The organism is Pseudoxanthomonas sp. PXM04, assembly GCF_014851695.1.
Taxonomy (GTDB): domain Bacteria; phylum Pseudomonadota; class Gammaproteobacteria; order Xanthomonadales; family Xanthomonadaceae; genus Pseudoxanthomonas_A; species Pseudoxanthomonas_A beigongshangi.
Window position 1 is genome coordinate 1 of sequence record NZ_JACVAG010000010.1, and the last position, 16,483, is coordinate 16,483.

The following is a 16,483-nucleotide window of genomic DNA, read 5'->3' on the forward strand; positions in this document are numbered from 1 at the left end:
GGGCGACAACATCAAGATGACCGTGCAGCTCATCAACCCGGTGGCGATGGACGAAGGTCTGCGTTTCGCCATTCGCGAAGGCGGTCGTACCGTCGGCGCCGGCGTCGTGGCCAAGATCATCAAGTAAGCTGCTGTTCCGGCGAATCGCTTCGCCGGACCTCGCGAACGGCGGGCCGGAACCTCGGTCCGCCTTCGCCGTCTAAGGGAAACCTTTAGCAAATCGATACGCCAGTAGCTCAATTGGCAGAGCAGCGGTCTCCAAAACCGCAGGTTGGGGGTTCGAGTCCCTCCTGGCGTGCCACACCGGCGGAGTCTTCCGCACAGGGCCGGCATGCATGGCCGGCCCCTTAGAGCAAAGAGCGACACTGACTTGAACAGCAAGGTCGAACAATCCAAAGGCGGCGCATCCGCCGGCGACATCGCCAAGTACGTGCTGGCCGCTGCCCTCGTGGTCGCGGGCCTGGTGGCGTGGTGGTGGTTCAATGGCCAGTGGGCCACGCCGCTGCGTTCGCTGGCGGTCGCGGCCGGCCTGGTCCTGGGCACGGTCGTGTTCCTGACCACCGGCAAGGGCCGGGACACCCGGGAATTCCTGTCCGAATCGCGGTTCGAGTTGCGCAAGGTGGTCTGGCCGACCCGCCAGGAAGCGACCCGCATGACCTGGGTGGTGGCGATCGTCGTCATCATCCTGAGCCTGCTGCTGGCAGGCTTCGATTTCGCCATCAAATGGGCGATCGAGTTGTTCCTGGACTACGGCCGCTGAGGAGGATGTCGCAGTGAAGCGTTGGTACGTGGTTCACGCCTATTCGGGCTTCGAGAAGTCGGTTGCACAGGCGCTGCGGGATCGCATCGTCCGCAACGACATGCAGGAAAAGTTCGGCGACGTCCTGGTTCCGACCGAGGAAGTGGTCGAGATGCGCTCCGGCCAGAAGCGCCGTTCCGAGCGCAAGTTCTTCCCGGGCTATGTCCTGGTCCAGATCGAGACCCATGACGAGGCGGGCATCCCGCGCATGGACAACGAGAGCTGGCATCTGGTCAAGGAAACCAGCAAGGTGCTGGGCTTCATCGGCGGCACCGCCGATCGCCCGCTGCCGATCCGTGACGAGGAGGCCGCCGCCATCCTGGACCGCGTTCAGGAAGGTGTGGAAAAGCCCCGTCCCAAGGTGCTGTTCGAGCCGGGCGAGATGGTCCGGGTCATCGACGGCCCGTTCAACGACTTCAACGGCGTGGTCGAGGAAGTCAACTACGAAAAGAGCCGCCTGCGCGTGGCGGTGCTCATTTTCGGCCGCTCCACCCCCGTGGAGCTGGAATTCGGCCAGGTCGAGAAGGCCTGACCCCCTCCCGGCGTGCCCCCGGCACGGCCAGGAAAACCCTGATATACTGCGCGGCTCCCTGTCCAAAGGAGCCGGGCAGGGCACCCGCCGCCGCAAGGCGGCTTCCGTGCGTCTACAACGCGAAGCCGGGACGCGTGATTTTCCCGGTCCGATGGGGAGCCTGCAAAACAGGCGCTAGCACCCGGAGAGAACTCAAATGGCTAAGAAAGTTGTTGGTTACATCAAGCTGCAGGTGAAGGCCGGCCAGGCCAACCCCTCGCCGCCGGTCGGTCCGGCCCTGGGCCAGCGCGGCCTGAACATCATGGAATTCTGCAAGGCGTTCAACGCCGCCACGCAGAAGCTGGAACCGGGTCTGCCGATTCCGGTGGTCATCACCGCCTATTCCGATCGTACGTTCACCTTCATCACCAAGACGCCGCCGGCGACCATCCTGCTGAAGAAGGCCGTGGGCATCCAGTCCGGCTCCAAGCGCCCGAACACCGAGAAGGTGGGCAAGGTGACCCGCAAGCAGCTGGAAGAGATCGCCAAGGCGAAGGAACCCGACCTGACCGCGGCCGACCTGGACGCAGCAGTTCGCACGATCGCGGGTTCGGCCCGCTCCATGGGCCTGACGGTGGAGGGTTAAGAGATGGCACAGACCAAGCGACAGAAGGCCATCCTGGCCGCAGTGACCCCGGGCAAGGCATATGCCATCGACGAGGCGCTGAAGATCATCAAGTCCGCCACCAAGGCCAAGTTCGTCGAGTCCGTCGACGTCGCCGTGCGCCTGGGCGTGGACGCCAAGAAGTCCGACCAGCAGGTTCGCGGTTCGACCGTGCTGCCGGCCGGTACCGGCAAGTCAGTGCGCGTGGCGGTGTTCGCCCCGGCCGGCGCCAAGGCTGACGAAGCGGCCGCCGCCGGCGCCGAAGCCGTCGGCATGGACGACCTGGCCGAGAAGATGCTGGCCGGCGACATCAACTACGACGTGGTCATCGCCACGCCGGACGCGATGCGCGTGGTCGGCAAGCTGGGCACCGTGCTGGGCCCGCGCGGCCTGATGCCGAACCCGAAGGTCGGCACCGTGTCCCCGAACCCGGCCGAAGCCGTGAAGAACGCCAAGTCGGGTCAGGTGCGCTACCGCACCGACAAGGCCGGCATCATCCACTGCACCATCGGCAAGGCCAGCTTCGAGGACGAAGCGCTGAAGAACAACCTGCAGGCCCTGCTGGCCGATCTGGTCAAGGCCAAGCCGGCCACCGCCAAGGGTCAGTACCTGCAGAAGATCTCGGTCAGCTCGACCATGGGTCCCGGCGTCACCGTCGACCAGTCGTCGCTCAACCTGAAGTGATGAACCGGCCCGCGCGCCTGGCGCGCGGGCCTGCCGGTTCGTCATCCCTGCGAAAGCAGGAATCCATTGGAATCTTGAAGATTCCTGGATCCGGCCCACGCAAGGAAATGCAACAAGGCAGCGTTCGCGAGGACGTTGCCGAACATTTGAGGGCAATCGCAACGGAATCCGTTCCCGAGCGATAGCCGTCAAAGACCGCAGGTGCGGTCCGCGCGCATCGACGACGGGCACGGAAGCTCGTGTTGGCAGGGAATCGCCGTCGATGGAAGCGGGATCGCTTAATCCGGACCCGAAAGGGGACGCGCCTGCGCAGATGGTGCCGCCTTCTGGAAATTTCCTGGTGCAGATTCATGCCAGTCAGAAAGGCCACCGCCGGGGCTCGCGCCCCCGGTACCCAGGATGGGTGCCGTCCAGGACCGCAAGCGGCAGGAGCCGCGAGCGGAATCAACAAGTGAGGAGTGTATGGCTCTCAATCTGTCCCAGAAGCAAGAAGTAGTCGCCGAACTGGCAGACGTCGCCGCCAAGGCGCACTCCCTGGTCGCCGCCGAATACGCAGGCATCACGGTCACCCAGATGACCGCGATGCGCAAGAAGGCGCGTGAGACCGGCGTGTTCCTGAAAGTTGTCAAGAACACCCTGGCTTCCCGTGCCGTCGAAGGTACCGAATACGAGTGCGTCAAGGAAAAGCTCGTCGGTCCGCTGCTGTATGCGTTTTCGACGGAAGAACCCGGCGCTGCCGGGCGTCTGATCAAGGAATTCGCCAAGGGCAACGACAAGCTGCAGGCCAAGGTGGTCTCGGTGGGCGGTCAGCTGTATCCGGCCAGCCACGTTGACGTGCTGGCGTCGCTGCCGACCCGTGATCAGGCCCTGGCCATGCTGGCCCGCGTCCTGGCCGAACCGGCCGCGATGTTCGCCCGTGCCGTCAAGGCCGTGGGCGACAAGCAGGGTGGCGGCGAAGCCGTCGCCGAAGCTGCGGCCGAAGCCTGAGTTCGACGTCTTAACGGTTCACTGAACCCTTTCCCAAGATAAATTTCCAAAAGGTAAACACAATGTCCCTTTCCAACGAACAGATCGTCGACGCCATTGCCGGCAAGACCCTGATGGAAGTGATGGAGCTGGTCAAGGCCATCGAAGAGAAGTTCGGCGTCTCCGCCGCCGCCCCGGTCGTCGCTGCTGCCGGTCCGGCCGCCGCCGCCCCGGCCGAAGAGCAGACCGAGTTCACCGTCACCCTGAAGACCGCCGGCGACAAGAAGGTCGAAGTCATCAAGGCCGTCCGCGCCATCACCGGCCTGGGCCTGAAGGAAGCCAAGGACCTCGCCGAGGCCGGTGGCGTCCTGAAGGAAGCCGCTTCGAAGGAAGACGCCGAGAAGATGAAGAAGGACCTCGAGGCCGTCGGCGCCACCGTCGAAGTGAAGTAAGCAACATCCGTCGCCACGCAACATCGGCGGCAAACCGAGGCCGGGGGCGCAAGCCCCTGGCCTTCGGTCGTTGTTTGAAAGGCCGGGATTGGTGATTCGGGAGTAGGGATTGGAAGAGCAAAACAGCGCTGTTCCGAATCCCGAATCCCCAATCCCGAATCCCCGCCTCCAATCGAGTTTGTAGTTGGAAGCAGCAGCAGAAGGCGTGCTGGTGCCGGCAATACCAGCGGCTTCCAACTGAAAATTCTCCCGTTCGAAAGAATGTTCCCCCGGGGTCGCGGACGCGCGGCCCCCGATGCCAAAGGCACTCCCATGACGACATACTCGTTCACCGAGAAGAAGCGCATCCGCAAGGACTTCGGCAAACAGCGTTCGATCCTCGAAGTCCCCTTCCTGCTTGCCATCCAGGTCGACTCCTACCGCGAATTCCTGCAGGAATTCACCGAGCCGTCCAAGCGCGAGGATCGCGGCCTGCACGCCGCCCTCAAATCGGTGTTCCCGATCTCCAGCTACAGCGGCAATGCCGCGCTGGAATACGTTGGCTACAAGCTGGGCGAACCGGTGTTCGACGAGCGCGAGTGCCGCAACCGTGGCTTGAGCTACGGTGCCCCGCTGCGCGTCACCGTGCGCCTGGTCATCTATGACCGCGAATCGTCCACCAAGGCGATCAAGTACGTGAAGGAGCAGGAGGTCTATCTGGGCGAAATCCCGCTGATGACCGAGAACGGCACCTTCATCGTCAACGGCACCGAGCGCGTCATCGTTTCCCAGCTGCACCGCTCGCCGGGCGTGTTCTTCGACCACGACCGCGGCAAGACCCACAGCTCGGGCAAGCTGCTGTACAGCGCCCGCATCATCCCTTACCGCGGCTCCTGGCTGGACTTCGAGTTCGATCCCAAGGACGCGCTGTTCACCCGTATCGATCGTCGCCGCAAGCTGCCGGTGACCATCCTGCTGCGCGCGCTGGGCTACTCCAACGAGGAGATGCTCAACGAGTTCTTCGACATCAACACTTTCCACATCCTGCCCGAAGGCGTGCAGCTGGAACTGGTGTCCGAGCGCCTGCGTGGTGAAACCCTCAACTTCGACCTGGCTGACGGCGACAAGGTCATCGTCGAAGCCGGCAAGCGCATCACCGCGCGCCACGTGAAGCAGCTGGAGCAGTCCGGCATCTCCGCGCTGGCGGTGCCCGACGAGTACCTGGTCGGCCGCATCCTGTCGCACGACGTGATCGACGGCAACACCGGCGAACTGCTGGCCAACGCCAACGACGAGATCACCGAAGAGCAACTGGTCAAGTTCCGCAAGGCCGGCGTCGACGCGGTCGGCACCCTGTGGGTGAACGATCTGGATCGTGGTCCGTACCTGTCCAACACCCTGCGCATCGATCCGAGCCGCACCCAGCTGGAAGCGCTGGTCGAGATCTACCGGATGATGCGTCCGGGCGAGCCGCCGACCAAGGACGCCGCGCAGAACCTGTTCCACAACCTGTTCTTCACCTTCGAGCGCTACGACCTGTCCAACGTCGGCCGGATGAAGTTCAACCGCCGTGTCGGCCGCAAGGAAGTCACCGGCGAGGCCGTGCTGTACGACAAGAAGTACTTCGGTTCGCGCACCGACGAAGAGGCCAAGCGCCTGGTCGCCGAACTGGGCGATACCTCGGACATCCTGGACGTGATCAAGGTCCTGACCGAGATCCGCAATGGCCGCGGCACCGTCGACGACATCGACCACCTGGGCAACCGCCGCGTGCGTTCGGTCGGTGAAATGGCCGAGAACGTGTTCCGCGTGGGCCTGGTCCGCGTCGAGCGCGCGGTCAAGGAGCGCCTGTCGATGGCCGAGTCCGAGGGGCTGACCCCGCAGGAGCTGATCAACGCCAAGCCGGTGGCCGCCGCGATCAAGGAGTTCTTCGGCTCCTCGCAGCTGTCCCAGTTCATGGATCAGAACAACCCGCTGTCGGAAGTGACCCACAAGCGCCGCGTCTCGGCGCTGGGCCCGGGCGGTCTGACCCGCGAGCGCGCCGGCTTCGAAGTGCGCGACGTGCACCCGACCCACTACGGCCGCGTCTGCACCATCGAGACTCCGGAAGGCCCGAACATCGGCCTGATCAACTCGCTGGCCGTGTACGCCCGCACCAACAATTACGGCTTCCTGGAAACCCCGTACCGCAAGGTCGTGGACGGTACCATCACCGACGAGATCGAGTACCTGTCGGCGATCGAGGAAAACGAGTACGTCATCGCCCAGGCCAATGCGCTGCATGACGCCAAGGGCCACCTGACCGAGCAGTTCGTGCCTTGCCGCTACCAGGGCGAGTCGCTGCTGAAGCCGCCGAGCGAAGTGGACTACATGGACGTCTCGCCGATGCAGACCGTGTCGGTCGCGGCGGCGCTGGTGCCGTTCCTGGAGCACGACGACGCCAACCGCGCGCTGATGGGCGCCAACATGCAGCGCCAGGCCGTGCCGACGCTGCGTGCGCAGAAGCCGCTGGTCGGTACCGGCATCGAGCGCGCCGTGGCGCGCGACTCGGGCGTGACCGTCAACGCGCGTCGCGGTGGCGTGGTCGAGCAGATCGACGCGGCCCGCATCGTGGTCAAGGTCAACGAGAGCGAGATCTCCGGCGAGCACGATGCCGGCGTGGATATCTACACGCTGATCAAGTACACCCGCTCCAACCAGAACACCTGCATCAACCAGCGTCCGCTGGTGAACGTGGGCGACGTGGTGGCGCGCGGCGACGTGCTGGCCGACGGTCCCTCGACCGACATCGGCGAACTGGCCCTGGGCCAGAACATGCTGATCGCGTTCATGCCGTGGAACGGCTACAACTTCGAAGACTCCATCCTGCTTTCCGAGCGCGTGGTGGAAGAGGATCGCTACACCACGATCCACATCGAAGAGCTGACCTGCGTCGCGCGCGACACCAAGCTGGGTCCGGAGGAAATCTCGGCCGACATCCCGAACGTCTCCGAGCAGGCGCTGAACCGCCTGGACGAGAGCGGCGTGGTGTACATCGGCGCCGAAGTGCGCGCCGGCGACATCATGGTCGGCAAGGTCACCCCGAAGGGCGAGAGCCAGCTGACTCCGGAAGAGAAGCTGTTGCGCGCGATCTTCGGCGAGAAGGCGTCCGACGTTAAGGACAGCTCGCTGCGCGTGCCGCCCGGCATGGACGGCACCGTCATCGACGTGCAGGTCTTCACCCGAGACGGCATCGAGAAGGACAAGCGCGCGCGCCAGATCGAGGAAAGCGAGATCAAGCGCGTCAAGAAGGACTTCGACGACCAGTTCCGCATCCTGGAAAGCGCCATCTATGCCCGCCTGCGTTCGCAGCTGGTCGGCAAGGTCGCCAACGGTGGTCCGGGCCTGAAGAAGGGCGACACCGTCAATGACGTCTACCTGGACGGCCTGAAGAAGGCCGACTGGTTCGCCATCCGCATGAAGGACGACGACGCCTCCGACGCCATCGAACGCGCCCAGAAGCAGATCCAGGCGCACGAGAAGGAGTTCGAGCGCCGCTTCGCCGACAAGCGCGGCAAGATCACCGCCGGCGACGACCTCGCCCCGGGCGTGCTGAAGATGGTCAAGGTCTACCTGGCCGTGAAGCGCCGCATCCAGCCGGGCGACAAGATGGCCGGCCGTCACGGCAACAAGGGCGTGGTGTCGACCATCGTGCCGGTCGAGGACATGCCGTACATGGCCACCGGCGAGACCGTGGACATCGTGCTGAATCCGCTGGGCGTGCCGTCGCGTATGAACATCGGCCAGGTGCTGGAAGTCCACCTGGGCTGGGCCGCCAAGGGACTGGGCCGGAAGATCCAGGCCATGCTGGAAGCCCAGGCCAAGGTCGCCGACCTGCGCAAGTTCCTGGACCAGATCTACAACCACGAAAAGAAGCTGGGCGAAGATCGCGTCGACCTGTCGCAATTCAGCGACGAGGAACTGATCAACCTCGCGCGCAACCTGACCGACGGCGTGCCGATGGCCACCCCGGTGTTCGACGGCGCGGCGGAAGCGGAAATCAAGCACATGCTGGAACTGGCGGATCTGCCGATCAGCGGCCAGACCCAGCTGTTCGATGGCCGCACCGGCGAAGCGTTCGATCGCCACACCACGGTCGGCTACATGCACATGCTGAAGCTGAACCACCTGGTGGACGACAAGATGCACGCCCGCTCGACCGGCCCGTACTCGCTGGTCACCCAGCAGCCGCTGGGCGGCAAGGCGCAGTTCGGCGGCCAGCGTTTCGGCGAAATGGAAGTCTGGGCGCTGGAAGCCTACGGCGCGGCGCACACCCTGCAGGAAATGCTGACGGTCAAGTCGGACGACGTGCAGGGCCGCAACCAGATGTACAAGAACATTGTCGACGGCGAACACGAGATGGTCGCGGGCATGCCGGAATCCTTCAACGTGCTGGTGAAGGAAATCCGCTCCCTGGCCATCAACATGGAACTGGAAGACAACTGAGGTTCGGGATTGGTGATACGGGATTCGGGATTGGCAAGCGATTGCCTCCCGAATCTCCCGGATCCCCGCTCTGACGAATCCCCAATCTCGAATTCCGAATCCCGGAGAAAACCATGAAAGATTTGCTCAACCTCTTCAACCAGCAGCGCCAGACGCTGGATTTCGACGCGATCAAGATCGCGCTGGCTTCGCCGGACCTGATCCGTTCCTGGTCCTACGGTGAAGTGAAGAAGCCGGAAACGATCAACTACCGTACCTTCAAGCCGGAGCGCGATGGCCTGTTCTGCGCCGCCATCTTCGGCCCGATCAAGGACTACGAGTGCCTGTGCGGCAAGTACAAGCGCATGAAGCACCGCGGCGTGGTCTGCGAGAAGTGCGGTACCGAAGTCACCCTGGCCAAGGTGCGCCGCGAGCGCATGGGCCACATCGACCTGGCCTCACCGGTCGCGCACATCTGGTTCCTCAAGTCGCTGCCCTCGCGCATCGGCCTGATGCTGGACATGACCCTGCGCGACATCGAGCGCGTGCTGTACTTCGAAGCCTACGTGGTCACCGAACCCGGCCTGACCACCCTGGAACGCCGCCAGCTGCTCACCGAAGAGCAGTACATGCAGGCGCGCCAGGAGCACGGCGACGACTTCGACGCCGCGATGGGCGCCGAGGCGGTCTATGACCTGCTGCGCACCATCGACCTGCAGGCCGAGATGGTCAACCTGCGCGAGGAAATCGCCAGCACCAACTCCGAGACCAAGCTCAAGCGCCTGACCAAGCGCATCAAGCTGATCGAGGCGTTCCTGGAGTCGGGCAACCGTCCGGAATGGATGGTCATGACCGTCCTGCCGGTGCTGCCGCCGGATCTGCGACCGCTGGTGCCGCTGGATGGTGGTCGCTTCGCGACCTCCGACCTGAACGACCTGTACCGCCGCGTCATCAACCGCAACAACCGCCTGCGTCGCCTGCTGGAGCTGAACGCCCCGGACATCATCGTGCGCAACGAAAAGCGCATGCTGCAGGAATCGGTCGACGCGCTGATGGACAACGGCCGCCGCGGCCGCGCCATCACCGGCACCAACAAGCGCCCGCTCAAGTCGCTGGCCGACATGATCAAGGGCAAGCAGGGCCGCTTCCGCCAGAACCTGCTCGGCAAGCGCGTTGACTACTCCGGCCGTTCGGTCATCGTGGTCGGCCCGTACCTCAAGCTGCACCAGTGCGGCCTGCCGAAGAAGATGGCGCTGGAGCTGTTCAAGCCGTTCGTGTTCGCCAAGCTGCAGCGTCGCGGCCTGGCCACCACCATCAAGGCCGCCAAGAAGCTGGTCGAGCGTGAAGAAGCCGAAGTCTGGGACATCCTGGAAGAGGTCATCCGCGAACACCCGGTGCTGCTGAACCGTGCGCCGACCCTGCACCGCCTGGGCATCCAGGCGTTCGAGCCGGTGCTGATCGAAGGCAAGGCGATCCAGCTGCATCCGCTGGTCTGCACCGCGTTCAATGCCGACTTCGACGGTGACCAGATGGCCGTGCACGTCCCGCTGTCGCTGGAAGCGCAGCTGGAAGCCCGCGCGCTGATGATGTCGACCAACAACATCCTGTCGCCCGCCAACGGCGAGCCGATCATCGTGCCGTCGCAGGACGTCGTGCTCGGCCTGTACTACATGACCCGCGCCCTGGAGAACAAGAAGGGCGAAGGCATGGCGTTCGCCAACATCTCCGAGGTCAAGCGCGCCTACGACAACCGCGTGGTCGAGCTGCACGCCAAGGTCAAGGTCCGCATCACCGAGGTGGTGACCGACGAGGACGGCAGCAAGCAGCGCAAGTCGTCGATCGTGGACACCACGATCGGCCGCGCGCTGCTGGCCGACATCCTGCCGGAAGGCCTGCCGTTCGCGCTGGCCAACACCGAGTTGAACAAGAAGGCCATCAGCCGCCTGATCAACTCCAGCTACCGCATGCTGGGCCTGAAGGACACGGTCGTGTTCGCCGACAAGCTGATGTACACCGGCTTCGCCTACGCGACCCGCGCCGGCGTCTCCATCGGCATCGACGACATGCTGATCCCGGCCGAGAAGAAGGGCATCCTGGGCGAAGCCGAGCAGGAAGTGCTGGAAATCCAGGAGCAGTACCAGTCGGGCCTGGTCACCGCCGGCGAGCGCTACAACAAGGTGGTCGACATCTGGTCGCGCACCAACGAGCGCATCGCCAAGGCGATGATGGACACGATCGGTACCGACAAGGTGCAGAACGCCAAGGGCGAGACCATCAACGAAAAGTCGATGAACTCGCTGTACATCATGGCCGACTCCGGCGCGCGTGGTAGCCAGGCGCAGATCCGCCAGCTGGCCGGCATGCGCGGCCTGATGGCGCGCCCCGATGGTTCGATCATCGAGACGCCCATCAAGGCGAACTTCCGCGAAGGCCTGAACGTGCAGGAGTACTTCAACTCCACCCACGGTGCCCGAAAGGGTCTGGCCGATACCGCGTTGAAGACGGCGAACTCGGGTTACCTGACCCGCCGCCTGGTCGACGTGGCGCAGGACGTGGTGATCACCGAAGTGGACTGCGGCACCAGCGAAGGCCTGACCATGACTCCGATCGTGGAAGGCGGCGACGTGGTCGAGCCGCTGCGCGATCGCGTGCTGGGTCGTGTCGTGGCCGAGGACGTGTTCCTGCCGGGCAACGACGAGGATCCGATCGTCACCCGCAACACCCTGCTGGACGAAGCCTGGGTGCAGAAGCTGGAAGACGCCAGCGTGCAGTCCATCAAGGTGCGTTCCACCATCACCTGCGAATCCGAGTTCGGCGTGTGCGCGCACTGCTACGGTCGTGACCTGGCCCGCGGCCACATCGTCAACATCGGTGAAGCGGTCGGCGTCATCGCCGCCCAGTCGATCGGCGAGCCCGGCACCCAGCTGACCATGCGTACGTTCCACATCGGTGGTGCGGCTTCGCGTGCGGCGGCGGTGGACAACATCACCGTCAAGACCACCGGCTCGATCAAGTTCAACAACCTGAAGTACGTCGAGCACGCCAACAGCAGCCTGGTCGCGGTCTCGCGTTCGGGCGAACTGTCGGTGCTGGACGGCCACGGTCGCGAGCGCGAGCGCTACAAGCTGCCCTACGGCGCCACCATCAACGTCAAGGACGGCGACCAGATCACCGCCGGCCAGGCCGTGGCGAACTGGGATCCGCACAACCACCCGATCGTCTCGGAAGTGGCCGGTTTCGTCCGCTTCGTGGACTTCGTCGATGGCGTCACCGTCATCGAGAAGACCGACGAGCTGACCGGCCTGGCCTCGCGCGAGATCACCGATCCGAAGCGCCGCGGTTCGCAGGGCAAGGATCTGCGCCCGATCGTCCGCATCGTCGACAAGGACGGCAAGGACCTGAACATCCCGGGCACCGATCTGCCGGCGCAGTACCTGCTGCCGCCGCGCTCGATCGTCAACCTGCAGGACGGCGCCCCGGTGGGCGTGGGCGACGTGGTCGCCAAGATCCCGCAGGAAGCCTCGAAGACCCGCGACATCACCGGTGGTCTGCCGCGCGTGGCCGACCTGTTCGAAGCGCGCAAGCCGAAGGATCCGGCGATCCTGGCCGAGCGCTCCGGCGTGATCAGCTTCGGCAAGGACACCAAGGGCAAGCAGCGTCTGATCATCAAGGACACCGATGGTTCGGAGCACGAGGAGCTGATTCCGAAGTTCCGCCAGATCATCGTGTTCGAAGGCGAGCACGTGACCAAGGGCGAAACCATCGTGGACGGCGAGCCGAGCCCGCAGGACATCCTGCGCCTGCTGGGCGTGGAACCGCTGGCGGCCTATCTGGTGAAGGAAATCCAGGACGTGTACCGCCTGCAGGGCGTGAAGATCAACGACAAGCACATCGAGGTGATCACCCGCCAGATGCTGCGCAAGGTCGAGATCACCGATACCGGCAACAGCAAGTTCCTGTCCGGCGAGCAGGTCGAGAAGCAGCGCCTGATCGAGGAGAACGTCAAGCTGGCCGCCCGCAACGAACTGCCGGCCAAGTACGACCCGGTCCTGCTGGGCATCACCAAGGCCTCGCTGGCGACCGAATCGTTCATCTCGGCGGCTTCGTTCCAGGAGACCACCCGCGTGCTGACCGAGGCGGCCGTTCGCGGTACCCGCGACAGCCTGCGCGGCCTGAAGGAAAACGTGATCGTCGGCCGCCTGATCCCGGCCGGTACCGGCTTGGCCTACCACAACCAGCGTCGCCGCAACGCCTCCGGTCTGACCGAGGCGGAAGTGGATGCGCTGGCCGGCAGCCCGGCCGAAGCTTCGACCCCGGCCCCCGCGGCCGAGGAAGCCGGCGAGGAGTCCAGCGCCAGCTAAAAACGGCAAGATGGCGGCCTCTCAGGGCCGCCCCAGACCACGAAATGAGGGGCAGGGAGCCCCTCGTTTTCGGCCCAGGAAGGGCGGGATCGCAAACCTGTAGAGGCCCCCGGCATACACCGCATTGACGGTGTCGCCGGGTGCCAGCTATACTTTTCCGTCTCGGTGGGCCGGTTCGCGGCCTGCCGTCGTTTTCACGCAACAAGGCTCCGGCCTTCACCCAAAGAATCCAAACATGGCAACCATCAACCAGCTGGTCCGCAAGCCGCGGCAGGCAACCACTTACAAGAGCGCCTCGCCGGCGCTGGACAAGTGCCCGCAGCGTCGCGGCGTGTGCACGCGCGTCTACACCACCACCCCGAAGAAGCCGAACTCGGCGCTTCGCAAGGTGGCCAAGGTGCGCCTGACCAACCAGGAAGAAGTCATCAGCTACATCGGTGGCGAAGGTCACAACCTGCAGGAGCACTCCGTGGTGCTCGTGCGTGGCGGTCGTGTGAAGGACCTGCCGGGCGTGCGTTACCACACCGTCCGCGGTTCGCTCGACGCCTCCGGCGTCGCCAAGCGTCGCCAGGGCCGTTCCAAGTACGGCGCCAAGCGCCCGAAGGCTTAAGGTTAAGGAAGAAGAACTATGTCGCGTAAAGGCTCAGCTCCCCAGCGTGAAGTCCTGCCGGATCCCAAGCACGGCAGCCAGACGATCGCCCGTTTCATCAACATGGTCATGCTCAGCGGCAAGAAGTCCGTCGCCGAGAAGATCGTCTATGGCGCCATGGATGTCATCGGCGAAAAGAACCCGAATGCCCTGGAACTGGTCGAGAAGGCGCTGGACAACGTCGCCCCGACCGTCGAGGTGAAGTCCCGCCGCGTCGGCGGTGCGACCTACCAGGTGCCGGTCGAAGTGCGTTCCAGCCGCCGTCTGGCGCTGGCGATGCGCTGGTTGATCGAATCCGCCCGCAAGCGCGGCGAGAACTCGATGCCGCGCAAGCTGGCCGCCGAACTGCTGGACGCCTCGGAAAACCGCGGTGGCGCCATCAAGAAGCGTGAAGAGACCCACCGCATGGCGGAAGCGAACAAGGCGTTCGCCCACTACCGCTGGTAACAAGCCAGGCCCCCTTGCAACCGGGGGCCATCGGCACCATCTAGGTGCCCCAAGCGGCCTGTCCGCAGAACCCGAAGGCCGCCGCAAGGCGGCATTCGGCCATATAGAAGATCGCCCTCCACGGAGGACCGGATTCCCGTCGGTTCTCCCATCAGAAAAGAGAGACTGTCGTGGCTCGCACCACTCCCATCGAGCGTTACCGCAACTTCGGCATCATGGCCCACATCGACGCGGGCAAGACCACCACGTCCGAGCGCATCCTGTTCTACACCGGCAAGAGCCACAAGATCGGTGAAGTGCACGAAGGTGCCGCCACGATGGACTGGATGGAGCAGGAGCAGGAGCGCGGTATCACCATCACTTCCGCCGCCACCACGGCGTTCTGGAAGGGTATGGACGGCTCGTTCCAGGAACACCGCTTCAACATCATCGACACCCCCGGGCACGTCGACTTCACCATCGAAGTCGAGCGTTCGCTGCGCGTGCTCGACGGCGCGGTGTTCGTGCTGTGCTCGGTCGGTGGCGTGCAGCCGCAGTCCGAGACGGTGTGGCGCCAGGCCAACAAGTACTCCGTGCCGCGCATGGCGTTCGTCAACAAGATGGACCGCACCGGTGCCAACTTCGACAAGGTCGTCGGCCAGCTGAAGTCGCGCCTGGGCGCGTACGCCGTGCCGATGCAGGTGCCGATCGGTGCCGAGGACGGCTTCGAGGGCGTGGTCGACCTGCTGAAGATGAAGGCCATCCACTGGGATGTCGCCTCGCAGGGCACCAAGTTCGAATACCGCGACATCCCGGCCGAGCTGAAGGAAAAGGCCGAGGCGGCGCGCGCGTTCATGATCGAAGCCGCGGCCGAAGCCTCGGAAGCGCTGATGGACAAGTACCTCAACGACGGCGAGCTGTCGGAAGCCGACATCATCGCCGGTCTGCGCGAGCGCACCCTGAAGGTGGAAATCGTGCCGGTGTTCTGCGGTTCGGCGTTCAAGAACAAGGGCGTGCAGGCCATGCTGGACGGCGTGGTCAACCTGCTGCCGTCGCCGGCGGATCGTCCGCCGGTGCAGGGCATCGACGAGAACGAGAAGGAAGACAGCCGCAAGGCGTCCGACACCGAGCCGTTCTCGGCGCTGGCGTTCAAGATCATGACCGACCCGTTCGTCGGCTCGCTGACCTTCTTCCGCGTCTACTCGGGCGTGCTGAATTCGGGCGACCAGGTGTACAACCCGGTCAAGTCGAAGAAGGAGCGCGTGGGCCGCATCCTGCAGATGCACTCCAACCAGCGTGATGAAATCAAGGAAGTGCGCGCGGGCGACATCGCCGCGGCGGTGGGCCTGAAGGACGTCACCACCGGCGACACCCTGTGCGCGCAGGATCACATCATCACCCTGGAGCGCATGGTGTTCCCGGAGCCGGTGATCTCGATGGCGGTCGAACCGAAGACCAAGTCGGACCAGGAAAAGATGGGCATCGCGCTGGGTCGCCTGGCCCAGGAAGATCCCTCGTTCCGCGTGCGCACCGACGAAGAGTCCGGCCAGACCATCATCTCCGGCATGGGCGAGCTGCACCTGGACATCATCGTCGACCGCATGAAGCGCGAGTTCAACGTTGAAGCCAACGTCGGCAAGCCGCAGGTGGCCTACCGCGAAACCATCCGCAAGAAGGTCAAGCAGGAAGGCAAGTTCGTGCGCCAGTCGGGCGGTCGCGGCCAGTACGGCCACATCGTCATCGAGATGGAACCGCAGGAACGCGGCGTCGGCTTCTCCTACGAGAGCGCGATCGTCGGCGGCGTGGTGCCGAAGGAATACGTCACCGCCGCGGGCAAGGGCATCGAGGAAGCGATGAAGAACGGCGTGCTCGCCGGCTTCCCGGTGGTCGACGTCAAGATCGTCGCGGTCGATGGCTCGTTCCACGACGTGGACTCCAACGAAATGGCGTTCAAGGTCGCCGGCTCGATGGCGTTCAAGGAAGCCTTCAGCAAGGCCAGCCCGGTCCTGCTCGAGCCGATGATGAAGGTCGAAATCGTCACTCCGGAGGAATACCTGGGTGACGTGATGGGCGACGTGAGCCGTCGTCGCGGCATCCTGCAGGGCCAGGACGACAGTCCGTCCGGCAAGGTGATCAACGCGATGGTGCCGCTGGGCGAAATGTTCGGCTACGCCACCACGCTGCGCTCGATGTCGCAGGGTCGCGCCACCTTCACGATGGAGTTCGACCACTACGCCGAAGCGCCGGCCAACATCGCCGACGCGGTCGTCAAGAAGAATTAATGCAGGGAAACGGGATTCGGGATTCGAGATTCGCAAGAGCATGAATCCCGTTTTTCCCCAATCCCCCGTCTCAAATCCCCAATATCGGAGTTTTCAAAATGGCAAAGGGTAAGTTCGAGCGCACCAAGCCGCACGTGAACGTGGGCACGATTGGTCACGTTGACCACGGCAAGACGACGCTGACGGCGGCGCTGACGAAGGTGGGTGCCGAGCGCTTTGGCGGCGAGTTCAAGGCGTACGACGCGA

12 protein-coding genes, 1 tRNA gene and 1 pseudogene are annotated in these 16,483 nt (G+C 64.4%); all 14 read left to right on the plus strand.

The features are described 5' to 3' along the window. A pseudogene (locus IB228_RS19550) lies at positions 1-127 on the plus strand (elongation factor Tu); the annotation flags it as partial. Between the two features lie 98 nt (positions 128-225). Then, positions 226-301 (plus strand) — tRNA-Trp (locus tag IB228_RS19555). Between the two features lie 69 nt (positions 302-370). Then, complete coding sequence (gene secE, locus IB228_RS19560) at positions 371-760, plus strand: preprotein translocase subunit SecE (RefSeq protein ID WP_141455869.1); 390 nt, start codon at positions 371-373, stop codon at positions 758-760. A 13-nt stretch (positions 761-773) separates the two neighbouring features. Next, positions 774-1,331 (plus strand): transcription termination/antitermination protein NusG, encoded by a 558-nt coding sequence (gene nusG, locus IB228_RS19565; RefSeq protein ID WP_141455870.1) that lies wholly within the window; start codon positions 774-776, stop codon positions 1,329-1,331. A 196-nt stretch (positions 1,332-1,527) separates the two neighbouring features. Then, positions 1,528-1,956 (plus strand): 50S ribosomal protein L11, encoded by a 429-nt coding sequence (gene rplK / locus IB228_RS19570; protein ID WP_141455871.1) that lies wholly within the window; start codon positions 1,528-1,530, stop codon positions 1,954-1,956. A 3-nt stretch (positions 1,957-1,959) separates the two neighbouring features. Continuing rightward, complete coding sequence (gene rplA / locus IB228_RS19575) at positions 1,960-2,658, plus strand: 50S ribosomal protein L1 (RefSeq protein ID WP_141455872.1); 699 nt, start codon at positions 1,960-1,962, stop codon at positions 2,656-2,658. A gap of 462 nt (positions 2,659-3,120) precedes the next feature. Next, positions 3,121-3,645, plus strand: a complete 525-nt coding sequence (gene rplJ, locus IB228_RS19580; RefSeq protein ID WP_183638697.1) for a 50S ribosomal protein L10 — start codon at positions 3,121-3,123, stop codon at positions 3,643-3,645. 62 nt (positions 3,646-3,707) lie between these two features. Then, entirely contained in the window at positions 3,708-4,076 is a 369-nt protein-coding gene (gene rplL / locus IB228_RS19585) for a 50S ribosomal protein L7/L12 (protein WP_192199649.1), read from the plus strand. 312 nt (positions 4,077-4,388) lie between these two features. Beyond that, complete coding sequence (gene rpoB / locus IB228_RS19590; protein ID WP_183638693.1) at positions 4,389-8,540, plus strand: DNA-directed RNA polymerase subunit beta; 4,152 nt, start codon at positions 4,389-4,391, stop codon at positions 8,538-8,540. A gap of 113 nt (positions 8,541-8,653) precedes the next feature. Then, positions 8,654-12,880, plus strand: a complete 4,227-nt coding sequence (gene rpoC / locus IB228_RS19595) for a DNA-directed RNA polymerase subunit beta' (RefSeq protein WP_183638691.1) — start codon at positions 8,654-8,656, stop codon at positions 12,878-12,880. A gap of 235 nt (positions 12,881-13,115) precedes the next feature. After that, the gene (gene rpsL, locus IB228_RS19600) at positions 13,116-13,490 is read left to right on the plus strand and encodes a 30S ribosomal protein S12 (RefSeq protein ID WP_141455877.1); all 375 of its coding nucleotides are present in this window, start codon (positions 13,116-13,118) and stop codon (positions 13,488-13,490) included. A gap of 18 nt (positions 13,491-13,508) precedes the next feature. Beyond that, positions 13,509-13,976 carry a 30S ribosomal protein S7 gene (gene rpsG, locus IB228_RS19605; protein WP_141455878.1) on the plus strand — a complete coding sequence of 156 codons (468 nt, stop codon included), beginning with the start codon at positions 13,509-13,511 and terminating at the stop codon, positions 13,974-13,976. A gap of 170 nt (positions 13,977-14,146) precedes the next feature. Continuing rightward, a complete protein-coding gene (gene fusA, locus IB228_RS19610; protein ID WP_183638689.1) occupies positions 14,147-16,237 on the plus strand; it encodes an elongation factor G in 2,091 nt (696 codons plus the stop codon). A gap of 98 nt (positions 16,238-16,335) precedes the next feature. Continuing rightward, positions 16,336-16,483: GTP-binding protein (locus IB228_RS19615; protein ID WP_240732659.1), on the plus strand; the 148-nt coding region annotated here is incomplete at its 3' end.